This window comes from Rhizobium sp. CFBP 8762 (assembly GCF_014841565.1).
Lineage (GTDB): Bacteria > Pseudomonadota > Alphaproteobacteria > Rhizobiales > Rhizobiaceae > CFBP-8762.
Window position 1 is genome coordinate 561,624 of record NZ_JACYUD010000001.1, and the last position, 17,696, is coordinate 579,319.

Here is a 17,696-nt window from a genome sequence, read left to right on the forward strand (position 1 = left end):
GCTTAATATTTGAATAACGTTATATATATGGAAATGTCATAGATTATAATCGGTTAACAGCTTTCCGATATCAGGCGCATTGCCCGGCGGCAAAGCCCGAAGCCCAGGCCCACTGAAAATTGTAGCCACCTAACCAACCGGTGACATCCACACACTCGCCAATGAAATACAGGCCCGGAATGCTGCGGGCCTCCATGGTGCGCGAATCGAGCGCGTTCGTATCCACGCCGCCAAGCGTCACCTCTGCGGTGCGGTATCCTTCCGATCCGGCGGGACGGATTTTCCAGTTCTGGATACGCTCGACGAGGCCCACCAGCGCTTTGTCGGAGAGATCAGCCAAGGTTTTCGTCAACGCCGCATCTTCACTGAAAAACTGGGCGAGCCGCTTCGGCATCAGTGTGGACAGCACCGTTTGTACGCTTTGGCGTCCATTGTCGCGCCGTCCGGCCTTCAAAGCGGCCAAAATATCGGTATCCGGCAGCAATTTCAGGGCAATCTCATCGCCCTCCCGCCAATAGGAGGAAATCTGCAGAACGGCAGGGCCACTCAAACCGCGATGGGTGATGAGGACGGCCTCGCGAAACGTGGTCTTGCCATGGGCTGCGACGGCGTCGCTGGCAACGCCCGAAAGCGGCGACAGCCTTTCCAGCTGTGCGGGATCGAGCGTGAGCGGGACCAGACCCGGACGGGTCTCCACAAGGCCAAGGCCGAACTGTTCAGCAACTTTATAGGCAAAACCCGTTGCGCCCATTTTGGGAATGGATTTGCCGCCACTGGCCATCACCAGCGACGCGGCAGTCAGCGGACCATCCGGCGTTGTAACGGTGAAACCGTTAGCGCCATGCGAAACATCAACAATCTCGGTCTGCATCCTAAGGCTGACATTGGCCACCCGCATCTCGGTCAGCAGCATGTCGACGATCAGCTTGGCGGACACATCACAGAACAGTTGGCCCAGCGTCTTCTCATGCCATGCAATGCCGTAGCGGTCGACCAGTGCCACAAAATCCTGTGGTGTGTAGCGCGCCAAAGCGGACTTGGCGAAATGCGGGTTGCGACAGAGGAAATTGCGCGGGCTGGTGTGCAGATTGGTAAAGTTGCAGCGTCCGCCACCGGAAATGCGAATTTTCTCGCCCGGCGTTTTGGCATGATCGAGCACGATGACGCTGCGTCCGCGTTTGCCGGCTTCGATGGCGCACATCATGCCTGCGGCACCGGCGCCGATTATGATAACATCCGCTGTCTGGGCCATGGCTGCTCTTTCGATCCGTTGACATCTTCCTTTCGCCGACATGGTGTAAAGTCAATGGAATATCAGTCTTTCCGCACGAAAAGTGGCGTGCGGCCCTCGCCAATCGGCGAAGTCCGCGTATGATGCCGCCATTCGAAGACAACACCGGTGATTTATGTCGTCTAAAAAGTCCATTGCATCCAAACCTGCCAAACTTGCCAATCAAACCAAAGCTTCTGTTCTGGATTCGCCGCGTGGCGTGACGACCTGGAAAGAAGCAACCGATTGGCTGAAGGTGCGTGGCATTGAAGATATAGAGTGCATAACACCGGATATTGCGGGCGTGCCGCGGGGCAAGATGATGCCCTCCTCCAAATTCACCTCCAACACGTCGCTGGCGCTGCCATCCGCCATCTACCGCCACACGATTTCCGGCGAATACCCGGATGAAACGGCGGATTTCCGCTATGATTCCCGCGATAGCGATATCAAGCTGGTGCCAGACCTCTCAACGCTGTGCGTGGTGCCGTGGGAAACCGACCCGACAGCGCAGGTGATCTGCGATATCGCCGGAACCACCGGCGAGAATGTCAGCTACACCCCGCGCAATGTGCTGCGCAATGTCATGGAATTGTACCGCCAGAAAGGCTGGATGCCGGTCGTCGCACCGGAAATCGAGTTCTATCTCGTCGCCAAGAATGACGATCCCGATTATCCGCTGTTTCCACCGAAAGGCCGGTCGGGCCGGTCGATTGTCGGTGGGCAGGCCTATTCCATTGCGGGCGTCAACGAGTTCGATGAGCTGATCGACGATATCTACCATTTTTCCGAAAAGCAGGGTCTGGAAATCGACACCCTCATCCATGAGGAAGGCCCGGCGCAGCTGGAAATCAACCTGCGCCATGGTGATCCCATCGAACTGGCCGATCAGGTTTTCATGTTCAAGCGCACCATTCGCGAGGCTGCGCTGAAGCATGGCATCTACGCCACCTTTATGGCCAAGCCCATGCAGGCGCAGGCCGGTTCCGCCATGCACATTCACCAGTCGGTGATCGAGGTAAATACGGGGCGCAACCTGTTTTCCAACCCGGACGGATCGGCCTCGAAAGAGTTTTTCTCCTTCATCGGCGGCATGCAGACCTATGTGCCCAAGGCGCTTTCGATGATGGCGCCCTATGTGAACTCCTATCGCCGCCTGACACCGGGCATGGCCTGCCCGGTCAACAATGCCTGGGGTTACGACAACCGCACGACGGCGTTCCGTGTGCCGATTTCCGAACCGATTGCCCGGCGGGTGGAAAACCGTTTGCCAAGCTCGGACGCAAACCCTTATCTGGCGCTAGCGGCATCGCTCGCCTGTGGCTATCTCGGCATGGTGCAGGGTCTGGAGCCGACATCACCGACCGAAGATACCATGAATGAGGGAAAGACGGTGGATCTGCCACGCGGGCTGCTGGAAGCCATATCGGCTCTGGAATCCGAGCCGCATTTCCACGAGGTTTTCGGGCGTGAATTCATCGGCATCTATGCGGGTGTGAAACGGGGCGAGTTTGAAACCTTCATGCAGGTTATCAGCCCGTGGGAGCGCGAATTCCTGCTCCTCAATGTGTGAGGCCAATCGATGACCTATCAAAGCCCGATATCCCCCGGTATATCCTGGTATGAAGCCAGGCTGGAAGACCGCCCGCGTTACGACGCGCTCACCGGCGGTACATCCGCCGACATTGCCATAATCGGCGGCGGGTTTACCGGGCTTCAAGCGGCCTATCATCTGGCAAAGGCGGGTGTCGATGTCGTCCTCATCGATGCCAATCGCTTTGGTGATGGCGCTTCGGGCCGCAATGGCGGCCAGCTTGGCACCGGCCAGCGCTGGTGGCCGGAGGACATGGAAAAAGAACTTGGGCTGGAGCGCTCGAAAGCCCTGTTTCAGATGGCAGAAAATGCCAAATCCCATCTTCTGTCCTTTGCTCGGCAACACAGCATCGACATGAACTATGTGGTTGGGCATATGTCCGTTACCCATAAGGCATCACTCGAAAAGGACTACCGGGCCAATGCGGAGATTGCGGCCAGCCGCTACGATTATCCCCATTTGAGCTTTATGGAGACGGCTGAGACCCGCCAACGCATGGGTTCGTCGAAATATCTGTTCGGCGTGCGCGACGCGGGCACAGGGCATATCCAGCCGATGAAACTGCTGGTGGGCTTGGCAAGGGCCGCAGCTACAGCAGGCGCACGGCTGCATGAGCAGACAAAAGCTTTGAAATTGAACCGGACGGCTTCCGGCCTGACCATCTCGACCGCTGGCGAGACCTCCAGCGGGACCATCTCCGCATCGCGCATCCTGATTGCCTGCAACGGTCATATCGGCCATCTGGAACCTATGACGGCGGCGCATGTCATGCCGATTCGCTCCTTCATCGGTGCGACAGAGGTTCTTTCGAATTTCCCTGAGGTTTTGCCCGGTGGCGAGTCGGTTGCCGATTCCCGCTTCGTCGTTCGCTACTTCCGCAAAAGCCACGACGGGCGGTTGCTCTTCGGCGGGCGGGAAGCCTATACCGCTGACAATCCCCGTGACATTTCCACCCATATCCGCCGCCAGATTGCCGAGATTTATCCGCAACTGGAAGACGTGCGGATCGACCATGCGTGGGGCGGCTCGGTCGGCATCACCATGCCCCGCCAGCCTTTTGTGCGTGAGGTCATGCCCGGCGTCACCTCCATCGGCGGCTATTCCGGCCATGGCGTAATGCTGTCAAACTATTGCGGCAAATTATATGCAGACATGGTGACGGGACGCGCAACGGAACTCGATCTGTTGCGCGACCTCAACGTGCCACAGTTTCCAGGCGGAACGCGTCTGCGCGCGCCGCTCCTGTTTTTGGCGCTCAGTTGGTATGCGCTCAGAGACAAATTCTAACAGGAGCCTGTCAATTCCTATCGCTTGGGACTGGCATTTTTAAATCGATTAGATTATATCCGCCTCAGACAGAACGAGATTGAGATTTCCGATGAGCAGCCAGATTATTCCCGTTGAACCCTTCGACTATGTGGTTTTCGGTGGAACAGGCGACCTTGCCGAACGCAAGCTCCTGCCAGCCCTCTATCATCGCCAACTCGCCGGTCAGTTGACCGACCCGACCCGGATCATCGGCGCATCGCGCACCGTCATGACCGATGCGGAATATCGCCAATTTGCCGTGGACGCGCTGAAAGAGCATGTCAAAGGCGATTATGACGATGCGGAAGTTCAGAAATTCACGGAAAAACTGTTTTACGTCGCTGTCGATGCCAAATCCGAGCAGGGTTGGGACGATCTGAAAACCATGCTGGATGAGGCAAAAGAGCGTGTTCGCGCCTTTTATCTGGCAGTTGCCCCGGCAATTTTCGGCGATATCGCCGACAAAATTCAGGCCCATGACCTGATTACCGACACGACCCGCATCGTGGTGGAAAAGCCGATTGGCCGGGATCTCGAATCGGCCACCATGCTGAACAACACCATTGGGCGGGTGTTCCGCGAAGAGCAGATTTTCCGCATTGACCATTATCTCGGCAAGGAAACCGTGCAGAACCTGATGGCGCTGCGCTTTGCCAATGCGCTCTATGAGCCGCTGTGGAACTCCGCCCATATCGACCATGTGCAGCTTACCGTTGCCGAATCGGTCGGACTGGAAAGCCGCGCAGGCTATTATGACAAGGCCGGTGCGCTGCGCGACATGGTGCAGAACCATATTCTGCAGCTTCTTTGCCTTGTCGCCATGGAAGTTCCCCCATCCATGAATGCGGAAGCCGTGCGCGACGAAAAGCTGAAAGTACTGCGCGCGCTGAAGCCAATCACGCCTGCGAATGTGGAAAAGATGACGGTGCGCGGCCAGTACCGTGCAGGCGCATCCTCCGGCGGTGCCGTGCGTGGTTATCTGGACGAACTGGAAGGCGGCGTTTCCAACACGGAAACCTTCGTGGCCATCAAGGCTGAAATCAACAACTGGCGTTGGGCGGGCGTGCCGTTCTACATCCGCACCGGCAAGCGCATGGCCGAGCGGATGTCGGAAATCGTCATCACGTTCAAGCCTATTCCCCATTCGATCTTCGATGAAGGTGCCGGTCGCATTGCCCAGAACCAGCTTGTGATCCGCCTGCAACCGGACGAAGGCGTGAAGCAGTCGCTGATGATCAAGGACCCTGGTCCGGGCGGCATGCGCCTGCGCAATGTGTCGCTGGACATGAGCTTTGCCGAGGCTTTTGCCGCTCGCAACGCCGATGCTTACGAGCGTCTGCTGCTGGATGTGATCCGCAACAACCAGACGCTGTTCATGCGCCGTGACGAGGTGGAAGCCGCATGGCAATGGGTTGACCCGATCCTCAAGGCTTGGGAAGAGACCGGACAGGCCGTGCAGGGTTACACGGCTGGAACATGGGGACCAAGCCAGTCGATCGCCCTGATTGAACGGGACGGTCGCACATGGCACGAAAACGATTAGAGCGTTTTCCGATCTGACGGGATCAGATCGGTGCTCTAACCTATTAATTTTAAAGCATATTTCGATCATCGCCTTGCTCCGGTCGAAATATGCTCTAGGGATCAGACGGCATGGTCAGCACTTTGAAAACCTTTGGTAATAGCAACAAACTGGCAAACGCTTTGGCCGATGAGGTCGCGAGCGCGCTCTCGTCCGCTATTGCGGCCCGTGGGCAGGCAAGTCTTGCCGTGTCGGGCGGTTCTACCCCGAAGGCTTTCTTCAAAGCGCTATCCAACCACGATCTCGATTGGGGCAAGGTGACCGTGACGCTCGTGGATGAGCGTTACGTGCCAGCCGATAATGAGCGGTCCAACCATTTGCTGGTGGCGCAAAACCTTCTGCAAAACAAGGCTGCGGTGGCTGAGTTCGTGCCGCTCTACTACCCGGCTGCCAGCGTGGACGAAGGCGCGGCAATCGCCACACGCGAAACGGCGAAGATCCCGACCCCGTTCGATGTGGCAATTCTGGGCATGGGCGGCGATGGTCACACGGCGTCCTTCTTCCCCGGCGGCGACCATTTGGCGCAGGCCCTTGATGCCAGCGGTTCCCGTGGCATTATCTCCATGAAAGCCGAAGGCGCAGGCGAGCCGCGCCTGACGTTCACGTTTTCCAGCCTCTCCGATGCACGGCTTCTGGTGCTGCACATCGAAGGTGAGAGCAAAAAACAGGTTCTCGAAAAGGCGCAAGCGCCGGGAGATGAGACCGAAATGCCGATCCGGGCTGTGTTGCGACGCGCTGCAACACCGGTTCAGATCGTCTGGGCACCTTAACCGCCAAGGGTCCAACACCGACATCACGACGATGAAGCAGGGTCTGCTTCAGAAAGGATAGTCCATGTCCGCCGATAGCCGCATTGCTGCCATTACCAACCGCATCGTCGAGCGCTCCAAGCCGTTTCGCGAACCCTATCTGGAGCGCGTCCGCGCTGCCGCCAGCAAAACGGTCAACCGCGCGGTGCTGGGTTGCGGAAATCTGGCACATGGATTTGCTGTCTGTTCCCCCGCTGAGAAGGTTGCCTTGTCGGGCGACCGCGTCCCCAACCTCGGCATCATTACATCCTATAACGATATGCTGTCTGCCCATCAGCCATTCGAGCACTTCCCGGCCATGATCCGGCAGGCAGCGGCGGAAGCGGGTGGCGTTGCCCAGGTGGCGGGCGGTGTGCCCGCCATGTGCGATGGCGTGACGCAGGGCCAGCCGGGCATGGAACTGTCGCTGTTCTCACGTGATCTGATTGCCATGTCAGCCGGTATCGGCCTGTCGCACAACATGTTCGACACCACGGTTTATCTCGGCGTGTGTGACAAGATCGTCCCCGGCCTGATGATTGCCGCTATGACCTTCGGGCATCTGCCCGCGGTGTTCATTCCCGCGGGACCAATGACAACCGGTCTGCCCAATGACGAGAAAACCCGTGTTCGCCAGCTGTTTGCTGAGGGCAAGGTCGGGCGCGAGGAGTTGCTGGACGCGGAGTCGAAATCCTATCACGGGCCGGGCACCTGTACGTTTTACGGCACCGCCAACTCCAACCAGATGCTGATGGAGATCATGGGCCTGCATATGCCGGGCGCATCCTTCATCAACCCCAACACGCCGCTGCGCGATGCACTGACGAAGGAAGCAACCAAACGCGCACTTGAGATCACAGCGCTTGGCAATGATTTTACGCCAGCGGGCGAAATGATCGATGAGCGGTCCATCGTCAACGGCGTCGTGGGCCTGCATGCCACAGGCGGCTCCACCAATCACACGCTGCATCTGGTGGCCATGGCGCGTGCGGCGGGTATTCTGCTGACATGGCAGGATATTTCCGACCTTTCGGATACTGTCCCTTTGCTCGCCCGGGTCTATCCGAATGGACTGGCCGACGTGAACCATTTCCACGCCGCTGGCGGCATGGGCTTCCTCATCCGCGAACTGCTGGCAGGCGGCTACCTGCATGATGATGTGCGCACTGTTTATGGTCAGGGTCTCGACAGCTATGCCATTGATCCGCGCTTGGGCGAGGATGGCAGCGTGACCCGCCTGCCCGCGCCACAGGAAAGCGGTGATCCCAAGGTTTTGGCCAAGGTCCACTGTCCCTTCCAGCCGACCGGCGGCCTGAAAATGCTGACCGGCAATATTGGTCGCGCCGTCATCAAGATTTCCGCCGTTAAGCCGGACCGTCATGTGATCGAGGCACCAGCCAAGGTGTTTCACGACCAGCAGGAACTGCAACTGGCATTCCGCGATGGGGCGCTCGAAGGTGACTTCATCGCCGTTGTTCGCTTTCAGGGACCAAAAGCCAATGGTATGCCAGAGTTGCACAAGCTGACAACCGTTCTGGGTATTCTACAGGACCGGGGCCAGCGCGTGGCGCTGCTGACAGATGGGCGCATGTCCGGTGCGTCTGGCAAGATTCCAGCAGCAATCCACCTCACCCCGGAGGCCAAGGACGGCGGACCGATTGCACGCATTCGCGATGGCGATATGCTGCGGCTGGATGCCGCCAACGGTACGCTGGAGTTTCTGGGTGATGAAGCTGAATTCGACTGTCGACCGGTGGCGGAGGCCGATCTGCGCGACAATGAATTCGGCATGGGCCGCGAACTGTTCGCCCCCTTCCGCCAGATGACAGGCGCTGCCGAACATGGCGCCAGCGTGTTCTTTGGTTAGAAAATTTTTCCGGGCGTAAAACCGCAACGCACTTTTACTGGAAATGCTTTAATCCCGAATACTGAGCCCAACATCTTTATGGCGCGGGTGGGTGCTGTAAGCAAACACCCGGTTCATTTCTTTGGGCGTAACCAAACGCAAAAAGCGCACATTGACGGTGTTGTTGCCGTTCACCCGCATCAACACACAGCCGATCTTCGTGATGCGCGCATCGGGAATATCCAGATAGAAGCTTTTCGGCAGCCGGAACTGGGTGAGAATGCCCAGAACGGCGGCGCTGCGGGAGATAGCCAGCAAGGTGCAGCGGCGTGACGAAAAGTGCATGACGCCTTTTTCGCCGAATTCGATCAGCGCATTGTTGCGTGTTTCCTCCAGCCGAAAGCGCACCTCACGGTCGTACATGAAGGACTCTTCGCGATTAAGGTAATGCTGTCTTCTACCGCTGTCAGGCCCCGGCACATCCACTCCTTATGTCTGCTTTGCACCTGTAGCGCGAGACGTTTAAGGAAGCCTTATAGAAGCGAACCCGCCCGGCGAACCGGGCGAAATCGTCATCTGGACCGGTAGCTTAAGCCAGCTGCATCGAACAAATGCAGCTTTGCGCGGTCCGCCGTGAACCGCAGTGTTTCGCCGCGTTTGATGGGCAGCGTTCCCGGAAGCTTGACGATGATCGGCTCGTCTTTAACCAGCCCTTCAATGTAGAGCAGGGTCACTTCACCCAACGCCTCGACAATGGAGACCGTGCCTTCAAACAGAAATTCATCCGTGCCGGACACCTGCAAGTCCTCGGGGCGAACACCAAAGCTTGCAGCCTTTCCAGCCACCCCCGTCCCGGTTGCAATATCCAGCGTAACGGACTTGCCACCCGCCAGTGTGACCGTTGTTTGTGCACCCCCGGCAGTGATCGTTGCCGGAATGACGTTCATGGCCGGAGAGCCGATGAACTTGGCGACGAACAGATTGGCGGGCCGCTCATACAGTTCCAGCGGCGCGCCGACCTGCTCGATCCGGCCTGCTGATAGCACGACAATCCGGTCTGCCAGCGTCATCGCCTCCACCTGGTCATGGGTCACGTAGACCATGGTGGTGTCGGGCATGGATTCCTTGAGCTTGGCAATCTCGATGCGTGTGGCAACGCGCAGTGCCGCATCGAGGTTGGACAGCGGCTCATCGAACAGGAAGACTTTGGGATCACGGCAAATCGCACGGCCAATGGCCACGCGCTGGCGCTGCCCGCCCGAAAGCGCTTTCGGCAGACGCTCCAGATAGGCGGTCAGTTGAAGAATATCGGCGGCTGAGCGCACGCGGCGGTCGATCTCCTCCTTCTTTTCTCCGGAAATGCGCATACCAAACGCCATGTTGTCATACACCGTCATATGTGGATAGAGCGCATAGGACTGGAACACCATGGCAATGCCGCGCTTGGAGGGCGGCACGTCGTTGACCTTTTCCCCGTCGATGAACATGTCGCCGCCGGTGATATCCTCAAGACCGGCGATCATGCGCAGCAGTGTGGATTTTCCGCAGCCGGAAGGCCCGACGAACACGACGAACTCGCCCTGCTGCACCTCCAGATCGATACCGTGAATGACATTCACGGCACCATAGGTCTTACGGATATTTGTTAATGTCAGGCCGGCCATACTGAACTCCCTCCCGTCCTTGTTGTGTCGCATTGTCCGGGCGGTAAAGCGGTGCCGCTTTACCTGGAAATGCTTTACGACAAAATACCAAAAAAACCATTCCATGCGGGCAGCGTGACCGTCTGTCCGGTTTGCGACGAGCCGAAGCCATGGCCTTCCAGCACGTCCACAGTCCCCTGCGGCAAATCTGCGGTGACGGTGATGTCACTCAGATTGAACATGCACAGGATGCTCTGGTTCCGATAGCGGCGAACGAACACCACCACATCGCCCTGCGCGGGCAGAAACTCGATCTCGCCCTTCGCCAAACCCTCATTGTCCCGGCGAAACGCCAGAAACCGACGGTAATGTTCCAGCACGGACGTGACGACACCTTCCTGTTTGGAAACGGCGTGATCGAGATGCGCGTTTGGCACCGGCAACCAAGGCCGCGTGGTGGAAAATCCGCCAAACGGTGCTTCGGAATCCCACACCATCGGGGTTCGGCAGCCGTCGCGACCTTTAAAGTCCGGCCAGAACTGCTTGCCATAGGGGTCCTGAATATCGTCGTAGCCGATATTGGCCTCTGTCAACGCCAGTTCTTCGCCCTGATAGATGCACACAGAACCGCGCAGCGACATCAGCAGGCTGGCCAGCATCTTGGCATAGGCGTCCTTGTCGGCAATGGCATCGCCCCAGCGGCTAATATGGCGCACCACATCATGGTTCGAAAATGCCCAGCAAGCCCAGCCTTCCGGTGCCGCGTCGGCAAAGGCCTGCATGGTTTCCTCGATGGACGCGGCTGTCGGAACATCCGGCGCCAGAAACTCGAACGCATAGCACATATGCATCTTGTCGCCGCCGGAGGTGTATTCGCCAACGATGTTCAGGCCCCGCTGGCTGTCACCCACTTCGCCCACCGCCGCAATGGCCGGATACTCATTCATGACAGAGCGAAAGCGCTGGAGGAAAGCGATGTTTTCCGGCTGGGTCTTGTCGTAGAGATGGTCCTGATAGTTGTAGGGGTTAACTGCAGGCGCGGTCTTGGCGTTGCGCAGCTCCGGCGCCAGTGCCGGATTGTCGCGCAGCTGCTTGTCATGGAAGTAGAAATTGATGGTATCCAGACGGAAGCCATCGACACCGCGATCCAGCCAGAAACGCTCGGTAGCAATCAGCGCGTCCTGAACATCCGGGTTATGCAGGTTCAGGTCCGGCTGCGAGGTCAGGAAGTTGTGAAGATAATATTGCAGGCGCGTCGCATCCCACTGCCAGGCGGAGCCGCCAAAGATCGACAGCCAGTTGTTTGGCGGGGAGCCATCGGGCTTCGGATCGGACCAGACGTACCAGTCCGCCTTGTCGTTATCGCGGCTGGTCTTGCTTTCCTTGAACCATGGATGCTGGTCAGAAGTGTGTGACAGGACGAGGTCGATCATGACCCGCAGGCCAAGGCTATGGGCTTCTGCAATCAGATTATCGAAATCGGAAAGCGTGCCAAAAATGGGGTCGACATCGTTGTAGTTGGAAACATCGTAGCCAAAATCCTTCATCGGCGATGTGAAGAACGGCGATATCCAGACCGCGTCCGCTCCGAGCGACGCTACATAGGGCAGGCGCTGGGCGATGCCCTTGAGGTCCCCAATCCCGTCGCCATTGCTGTCTTGAAACGAGCGCGGGTAGATCTGGTAGATCACTGCGCCCCGCCACCAGTCTTTGTCCGCTGTTACAATCGATGGAGTGTCTTGTATCATAATATGACCTTACGAAATAATCGGATAGAGAGTTCAGCCGCCTTTGACGGAGCCTGCTAGAAGGCCGCGCACCAGAAAACGCTGCAATGCGAAGAACACGAACAACGGCACGATGATGGTGATGAACGCCGAAGCGGTGAGAATTTCCCAGTTGCCCCCGCGCGACCCCAGAAGATTGACCAGACGCCCGGTCAGCACCAGCTCATCATTGCCGGTTCCCAGAAACACCATGGCCACCAGCAGATCGTTCCACGTCCACAGGAACTGGAAAATGGCGAAAGACGCTAGTGCCGGGAAAGACAGGGGCAGGATGATCTTGACGAAGATTTCAAAGTCGCTCGCACCATCCACACGGGCGGATTCAATAATTTCACGCGGCAGACCTGCCATGTAGTTGCGCAGGAGATAGATTGCCAAAGGCAGGCCGAAACCCGTATGCGCCAACCAGACGCCGACATAGCCCTTGCCCGGCACACCGAGAAGACCACCGACCGTATTGTACATTTTCAACAGCGGTATCAGCGACATCTGCAACGGCACGACCAGAAGGCCGACAATAACAGCCGCCAGAAGGGCACGACCGGGAAACGGCATCCATGCCAAAGCATAGGCTGCAAAGGCTGCAATCAGGATCGGGATGATTGTTGCGGGAATGGCGACCGTCAGCGAGTTGATAAAGGACGCCGCAAGCCCTTCCGCCCGCAGCACTTCGCGGTAATTATCGAGCGTGAAACGGGGTGGAACCGCGACCGTATAAAAGATACGCTGGCCACGATTGCCTTCCATGGCGGTTGGCGAGGAAATCTCGAACGCGCCGTCTTCGGCAACCGTCAATGTTTCATTTCCGGGCAATGTGGTGCTGGTGCCCGCCTCGAAGGCACCGGGATCACGGCTGTTGAAGCCGAAGGCGGAGATTTTGCCGCCCTGCCCTTGCAAAATATTGCCGGAGATGACGAAGCGGCCATCCTTTTCCACCTGTGCTTCTGCACCCGGTGCGCGGAACACCGTGCTCTGCGTGGAACTGGACAATGCGGTCCACCAGCCAGAGGAGGCCAGTTGGTCCTTGTCGCGAAGCGAGGAAATCAACAGACCGGCGGTGGGAATGGTCCAGAGAATGACCAGAGCCGCGACGGTGAGGTGCACAAGCCACATGAGAGGCGAGCGTGTCGAAGCAATCATATCAGCGGCCTCCCATTTCGCGGCGGGCGTTGCGGATGTTCCAGTAAATGATGGGGATGACCAGCACCATGATAACCAGTGCAATGGCCGCGCCGCGCCCGTTGTCACTGCCCCGGAACATCCAGCTGAACATGAGATTGGCCAGAACCTGACTTTGCCACTGGCCGTTGGTCATGGCCAGAACGATATCGAATACTTTTAGCACGAGAATGGTGATCGTGGTCCAGACGACGGCAATCGTTCCCCAGATTTGCGGGATCATGATCTTGAAGAATATCTGGAAACCGTTGGCGCCATCGATCACGGCAGCCTCTACCGTTTCCTCCGGGATACCTCGAAGTGCCGCGGACAGAATAACCATGGCAAACCCGGTTTGAATCCAGATCAGGATCGCCATCAGGAAGAAGTTGTTCCAGAACGGCAGCGAAATCCACGCTTGAGGCTCACCGCCGAAATAGACCACCAGCGCGTTCAACAGCCCGATCTGCTCGCTACCCTCGCCGCGATAATCGTAAATGAACTTCCAGATGACCGATGCGCCGACGAAGGAAATCGCCATGGGCATGAAGATCAGGGTCTTGGCAAAGCCGCCCCATGCAATGCGGTCCGTCATGGCCGCAATGATCAGGCCAAAGAAGGTGGACAGCGCCGGGACAACCAGCAACCACAGAAAGTTGTTGAAGATCGACTGGCGAAACTCGCCATCCTGAAACAGCCAGCGGAAGTTTTCCAGCCCCACAAATGTGGTGCCGTTGCGATCATGCAAGCTGTACCAGAGCGTGCCGAAAACCGGGTAGACCAGAAAAAGCCCCAGGGCAATCAACGCTGGCCCAAGAAACAGCCATGGGCGGATAGCCCCGGCGATGCGCAGATTGCGCGACGCTTCCGGCCCCGACCTGTTTTTGGAAGGGAAAATCCTGTCCAGCAGGAGATTGCTGAGATAGAAATAAGCGGCACACGCCAGAACTCCCAACGCCATCGTTACGATCGCGGCAAACAATTGCTGCATGGCATCCCCTCCCCTTAAATGAATTGTCTACAAAAACACCCGCCCTGATTTGGGGCGGGTGCTTCACCAACGAAAGCCGCGCCCCAACTTACTTGATCGAGTCCCAGGCCTTCTGGATATTGGCACCAACATCGGCAGCAGAACGGCCACTGACGAAATCCACCATGCCGGTCCAGAACGCACCGGCACCGATCTTGCCCGGCATCATATCAGATGCATCGAAGCGGAACGTGGTTGCGTTCAGAAGGATTTCACCCTGCTTGCGCATGGGCGCATTGGCATAGGCATCCAGATTGACACCCTTGAATGGCGTGAGGAAGCTGGACTGAGCCATCCAGACTTCATGCGCAATCGGGGTTTTCAAAAATTCGATGAAGGCACGCGAGGCAGGCGTATCCTTGCCGAGCATGACCAGCGTTCCGGCGCCCAGCACAGGCGTGCCTACATCACGCGATGCGTAGGACGGCGTGGAGAAGAAATCCACATCCTGACCGACGACCGTGCCGGCCGGGAAGAAGGATGGCACGAACGAAGCCTGGTGGTGCAGGTAGCACTTGGGCGGCGATGTAAACAGGCCCTTGGGGCTATCACGGAAATCGGTGGCCGCAACCGCAGCCGCGCCGCCATCGACAAACTTGTCGTTCTTGGCGAACCAGCCGAACTCATCGATGGCTTCCAGAACGGCTGGATCGTTGAACGGAATTTCGTTCTTGACCCATTTATCATAGACGTCGGCACGATGCAGATGCAGCATCAGGTCTTCAACCCAGTCCGTTGCAGGCCAGCCGGTCGCGCCGCCCGAGCCCAGACCAATGCACCATGGTGTGCCGCCATCGGCGACGATCTTTTCCGTCAGCGCCTTGAGGTCTTCCATGGTTTTGGGCACATCGTAACCCGCATCCTCAAAATTTTCAGGCACATACCAGATGAGCGACTTCACGTCCGCCTTGAAGGGAAAGCCGTACAGCGCCGAGGTGCCGTCACCGCCCTTGTAGGTGCCAAGATCAACCCAGGACTGGCCAGCCGCATAGTTGTCCAGCAGCCACTTCTGCGTATCGGCACCCAGCGGCTTCAAGTAGCCCTTGGCTGCGAGATCGGCGATCAGGCCCGGCTGCGGCAGGATGGCGACGTCCGGGGCGCTGCCAGCCTGCGTATCGATGACGATTTGCTGCTCATAGTTTTCGGAGGATGAATATTTCACATTCGCGCCGGTGGCCGCCGAAAAATAGGCGATGACGCTTTCGGCCAGCGTCTGGTCTTCACCGCGCCAGGGGCCGAAAATCGTCAGCGTCTGGCCTTTCAGATCATGCGCCTTGCTAAACGACTCGTAGCTTGCCCAGTTGAACTTGGAGTCCTCACCCGGCTTGAACTTGAGGTCTGCCGCATGCGCCGTCGATATCAGCAGGCCAAGGGCCGCCACACCCATCAGGAATGTCTTTTTCACGTATACCCCTCCCTCGAAGGTCTGTTTCCACGCTGAGAACCTAGGACCAAATCCAAATTATTCAAAGCGCTTTGGGCGTTAGAAAATCACCGGGACACCCAATAAGTCAAGTTATTTCAAGGAGGACTGCATTAGTTTATGTGAATTTCACTTTCAGCACCTTGAATAAGAACAGGTGCCGCTTGCAGTATTTGCATCTGCTGATAGAAATTCGCTCCGATCATATCCCCAAAGCGCTTTGAGCGTTTTACGGACAGAGTTGGCGTCGTAGACAATGGCAATGAACCTGAAGTCGCTATCCGTGCTGCTCGGTCTGTCGCAGACCACCATCAGCCGCGCCTTGAACGGCTACCCGGAGGTGAGCGCGCAAACGCGCAGGCGCGTGCTGGATGCCGTACGCGAAACCGGCTATCGCCCCAATCGCGCAGCTCAAAGGCTGGCGACCGGCAAGGCAAAATCCATCGGGCTGGTGATGCCTGTGGGCCTTGTGACCGAGTCCGATGTGCATTTCGGCGAGTTTCTGGAGGGTTTGAGTTCCAAGGCGGTCGCATATGATTTTCACTTTGTCATGAACCCCAGCTTGCCCGGTGAGGAAGAAACGACCTTCCGCCGGCTTGCAGCCAGCGGCACCGTGGATGCGTTGTTTCTGGCCAGCGTCCGGGCGGATGATGGCCGTCTGGCCATGCTGCAAAGCCTGTCGGTGCCCTTCATTGTCCATGGCCGCTCCATTGGGGTACCCATGGATTACCCCTATCTCGACATTGACAACACCAAGGCGTTCTACACGGCAACCCGCCTGTTGATACAACTCGGCCATACACGCATCGCGCTTATCAATGGGCCGGAGCACCTGACCTACGCCATCCGCCGCAAACGCGGCGTCGTCCGCGCTCTGGCCGATGTGGGGCTAATCCTGCCGGATGAGGCTGTTCAGCACTCTGTGATGACCGATGATTACGGGTTTCAGGGTATGCAGCGCTTTCTGACGCTCGACGAGCCGCCCACAGCCGTTTTGTGTTCCAGCACCGTACTGGCGCTGGGGGCCGTGCGAGCGCTGAACGAGGCGAAGCTCAAGATCGGGCGGGACGTTTCGCTGATTGCCCATGATGATGTGTTGCCGATGCTGAAGCCGGAGCATTTCTCCGTGCCGCTCACCACCACGCGCTCGTCCTTGCGCGCAGCGGGAGCGCGGATTGCCGAACGGCTCATCGGACCCTTGCTGGGGCTCTGCGATTATCCCCGGCAGGAATTGTGGGAGACCGAACTGATCGTGCGGGACTCGACCGGTCCCGCACCTTTGTAGTCTTGTTAAAACGTTGGTGGCGTTCTGCCTGCCCGGCGGTAGGCCGCAATCACCGTATTGGCCATCAGCATGGCAATGGTCATGGGACCGACACCGCCGGGCACCGGCGTAATGACCTCGGCCACCTCAGCGCACTCATCAAACGCCACATCGCCGACAAGGCGGGTGCGGCCCTCGCCGCGCTCAGGCGCAGCGATGCGGTTGATGCCGACGTCGATCACAGTCGCACCAGGCTTGACCCAATCCGCCTTCACCATCTGCGGACGTCCAACGGCTGCAACGAGAATATCCGCCGTGCGGGCGATGGCAGGCAGATCCTTCGTGCGCGAATGGGCCGTGGTCACGGTGGCATTGGCAGCCAGCAGCAGCGCCGACATTGGCTTGCCAAACAGGTTGGAGCGACCGATCACCACGGCATTCAAACCGGATAGGTCCGCGCCGTGGGTGCGGCGCACAAACACCATGGCACCAGCAGGCGTGCAGGAAATGAGGCCGCCGGACAAATCACCGGTTGCCAGCTTTCCGGCATTGACGACATGAAGGCCATCGACGTCCTTTTCAGGCAGAATGGTCTGAATGATCGCGTCGGAATCAAGGTGCTTGGGCAGAGGCAACTGCACCAATATCCCGTGAATCGTTTCATCGGCGTTCAACGCTTCAACGAGTGCGGCCAGTTCCTCCTGACGGGTGTCTTCCGGCAGGGTGTGCTGGATGGATGTAAACCCGCACTCCTTAGCCATGCGGCTTTTGTTGGACACGTAGGTGTGGCTTGCCGGATCGTTCCCAACGATGACGACCGCAAGACCGGTTTTCACGCCCGCTTGCGCTTCAAGCGTCTGCGAGGCAGTTTTGACGGCCTCGATTACTGAGGCAGCAACCTGTTTTCCATCTATTACAGTCGTCACGGTACGTCTCCAGCACTGTCATTTCCATGAGATGACGCCTGATGGCACAAATGTGTGCGCGGAAAAAGACAGACCAG

General features: G+C 58.0%; 14 protein-coding genes. 6 read left to right on the forward strand and 8 right to left on the reverse strand.

What is annotated here, in order from left to right; translation table 11 throughout:
* Nucleotides 1-70 precede the first annotated feature (70 nt).
* The gene (locus IFT84_RS02640) at nucleotides 71-1,252 is read right to left on the reverse strand and encodes an NAD(P)/FAD-dependent oxidoreductase (RefSeq protein ID WP_192117076.1); all 1,182 of its coding nucleotides are present in this window, start codon (nucleotides 1,250-1,252) and stop codon (nucleotides 71-73) included.
* A gap of 154 nt (nucleotides 1,253-1,406) precedes the next feature.
* Here IFT84_RS02640 and IFT84_RS02645 point away from each other — a divergent pair, with 154 nt between their 5' ends.
* The 5 genes from IFT84_RS02645 (at nucleotide 1,407) to edd (ending at nucleotide 8,409) form a co-directional block, all read left to right on the forward strand.
* Nucleotides 1,407-2,843 carry a glutamine synthetase family protein gene (locus IFT84_RS02645; RefSeq protein ID WP_192117077.1) on the forward strand — a complete coding sequence of 479 codons (1,437 nt, stop codon included), beginning with the start codon at nucleotides 1,407-1,409 and terminating at the stop codon, nucleotides 2,841-2,843.
* A gap of 9 nt (nucleotides 2,844-2,852) precedes the next feature.
* Nucleotides 2,853-4,151, forward strand: a complete 1,299-nt coding sequence (locus IFT84_RS02650) for an NAD(P)/FAD-dependent oxidoreductase (protein WP_192117078.1) — start codon at nucleotides 2,853-2,855, stop codon at nucleotides 4,149-4,151.
* Nucleotides 4,152-4,242: 91 nt separating this feature from the next.
* Nucleotides 4,243-5,715, forward strand: coding sequence for a glucose-6-phosphate dehydrogenase (gene zwf / locus IFT84_RS02655; RefSeq protein ID WP_192117079.1), 1,473 nt, complete (start codon nucleotides 4,243-4,245; stop codon nucleotides 5,713-5,715).
* Between the two features lie 110 nt (nucleotides 5,716-5,825).
* Entirely contained in the window at nucleotides 5,826-6,524 is a 699-nt protein-coding gene (gene pgl / locus IFT84_RS02660) for a 6-phosphogluconolactonase (protein WP_192117080.1), read from the forward strand.
* A gap of 64 nt (nucleotides 6,525-6,588) precedes the next feature.
* Nucleotides 6,589-8,409, forward strand: a complete 1,821-nt coding sequence (gene edd / locus IFT84_RS02665) for a phosphogluconate dehydratase (RefSeq protein ID WP_192117081.1) — start codon at nucleotides 6,589-6,591, stop codon at nucleotides 8,407-8,409.
* Between the two features lie 48 nt (nucleotides 8,410-8,457).
* On the opposite strand, the gene IFT84_RS02670 is transcribed toward edd, so the two are convergent.
* The 6 genes from IFT84_RS02670 to IFT84_RS02695 form a co-directional block, all read right to left on the reverse strand.
* Nucleotides 8,458-8,811, reverse strand: a complete 354-nt coding sequence (locus tag IFT84_RS02670; RefSeq protein WP_192117082.1) for a hypothetical protein — start codon at nucleotides 8,809-8,811, stop codon at nucleotides 8,458-8,460.
* A gap of 149 nt (nucleotides 8,812-8,960) precedes the next feature.
* Nucleotides 8,961-10,052: an ABC transporter ATP-binding protein gene (locus IFT84_RS02675; RefSeq protein ID WP_192117083.1), complete on the reverse strand. Its 1,092-nt coding sequence runs from the start codon at nucleotides 10,050-10,052 to the stop codon at nucleotides 8,961-8,963.
* Nucleotides 10,053-10,126: 74 nt separating this feature from the next.
* Nucleotides 10,127-11,779: a beta-galactosidase BglA gene (gene bglA, locus IFT84_RS02680; RefSeq protein ID WP_192117084.1), complete on the reverse strand. Its 1,653-nt coding sequence runs from the start codon at nucleotides 11,777-11,779 to the stop codon at nucleotides 10,127-10,129.
* A gap of 33 nt (nucleotides 11,780-11,812) precedes the next feature.
* Nucleotides 11,813-12,958 carry a carbohydrate ABC transporter permease gene (locus IFT84_RS02685; protein ID WP_192117085.1) on the reverse strand — a complete coding sequence of 382 codons (1,146 nt, stop codon included), beginning with the start codon at nucleotides 12,956-12,958 and terminating at the stop codon, nucleotides 11,813-11,815.
* Nucleotide 12,959: 1 nt separating this feature from the next.
* Nucleotides 12,960-13,967 carry a carbohydrate ABC transporter permease gene (locus IFT84_RS02690; RefSeq protein ID WP_192117086.1) on the reverse strand — a complete coding sequence of 336 codons (1,008 nt, stop codon included), beginning with the start codon at nucleotides 13,965-13,967 and terminating at the stop codon, nucleotides 12,960-12,962.
* A gap of 88 nt (nucleotides 13,968-14,055) precedes the next feature.
* Nucleotides 14,056-15,393 carry an ABC transporter substrate-binding protein gene (locus IFT84_RS02695; RefSeq protein WP_197975446.1) on the reverse strand — a complete coding sequence of 446 codons (1,338 nt, stop codon included), beginning with the start codon at nucleotides 15,391-15,393 and terminating at the stop codon, nucleotides 14,056-14,058.
* 292 nt (nucleotides 15,394-15,685) lie between these two features.
* On the opposite strand from IFT84_RS02695, the gene IFT84_RS02700 reads away from it, so the two are divergent.
* Complete coding sequence (locus IFT84_RS02700; RefSeq protein WP_192117088.1) at nucleotides 15,686-16,714, forward strand: LacI family DNA-binding transcriptional regulator; 1,029 nt, start codon at nucleotides 15,686-15,688, stop codon at nucleotides 16,712-16,714.
* Between the two features lie 5 nt (nucleotides 16,715-16,719).
* Here IFT84_RS02700 and folD read toward each other — a convergent pair whose 3' ends face one another.
* Nucleotides 16,720-17,619 (reverse strand): bifunctional methylenetetrahydrofolate dehydrogenase/methenyltetrahydrofolate cyclohydrolase FolD, encoded by a 900-nt coding sequence (folD, locus tag IFT84_RS02705; RefSeq protein WP_192117089.1) that lies wholly within the window; start codon nucleotides 17,617-17,619, stop codon nucleotides 16,720-16,722.
* Nucleotides 17,620-17,696 lie beyond the last annotated feature (77 nt).

Excerpts from the sequence above, each read along its gene's own strand:
- IFT84_RS02640 (WP_192117076.1), bottom strand. The coding sequence starts at position 1,252 with ATGGCCCAGACAGCGGATGTTATCATAATCGGCGCCGGTGCCGCAGGC.
- IFT84_RS02670 (WP_192117082.1), bottom strand. The coding sequence starts at position 8,811 with ATGTACGACCGTGAGGTGCGCTTTCGGCTGGAGGAAACACGCAACAAT.
- IFT84_RS02645 (WP_192117077.1), top strand. The coding sequence starts at position 1,407 with ATGTCGTCTAAAAAGTCCATTGCATCCAAACCTGCCAAACTTGCCAAT.
- IFT84_RS02685 (WP_192117085.1), bottom strand. The coding sequence starts at position 12,958 with ATGATTGCTTCGACACGCTCGCCTCTCATGTGGCTTGTGCACCTCACC.
- bglA (WP_192117084.1), bottom strand. The coding sequence starts at position 11,779 with ATGATACAAGACACTCCATCGATTGTAACAGCGGACAAAGACTGGTGG.
- IFT84_RS02650 (WP_192117078.1), top strand. The coding sequence starts at position 2,853 with ATGACCTATCAAAGCCCGATATCCCCCGGTATATCCTGGTATGAAGCC.
- IFT84_RS02690 (WP_192117086.1), bottom strand. The coding sequence starts at position 13,967 with ATGCAGCAATTGTTTGCCGCGATCGTAACGATGGCGTTGGGAGTTCTG.
- IFT84_RS02675 (WP_192117083.1), bottom strand. The coding sequence starts at position 10,052 with ATGGCCGGCCTGACATTAACAAATATCCGTAAGACCTATGGTGCCGTG.
- IFT84_RS02700 (WP_192117088.1), top strand. The coding sequence starts at position 15,686 with ATGGCAATGAACCTGAAGTCGCTATCCGTGCTGCTCGGTCTGTCGCAG.
- IFT84_RS02695 (WP_197975446.1), bottom strand. The coding sequence starts at position 15,393 with ATGGGTGTGGCGGCCCTTGGCCTGCTGATATCGACGGCGCATGCGGCA.
- zwf (WP_192117079.1), top strand. The coding sequence starts at position 4,243 with ATGAGCAGCCAGATTATTCCCGTTGAACCCTTCGACTATGTGGTTTTC.
- pgl (WP_192117080.1), top strand. The coding sequence starts at position 5,826 with ATGGTCAGCACTTTGAAAACCTTTGGTAATAGCAACAAACTGGCAAAC.
- edd (WP_192117081.1), top strand. The coding sequence starts at position 6,589 with ATGTCCGCCGATAGCCGCATTGCTGCCATTACCAACCGCATCGTCGAG.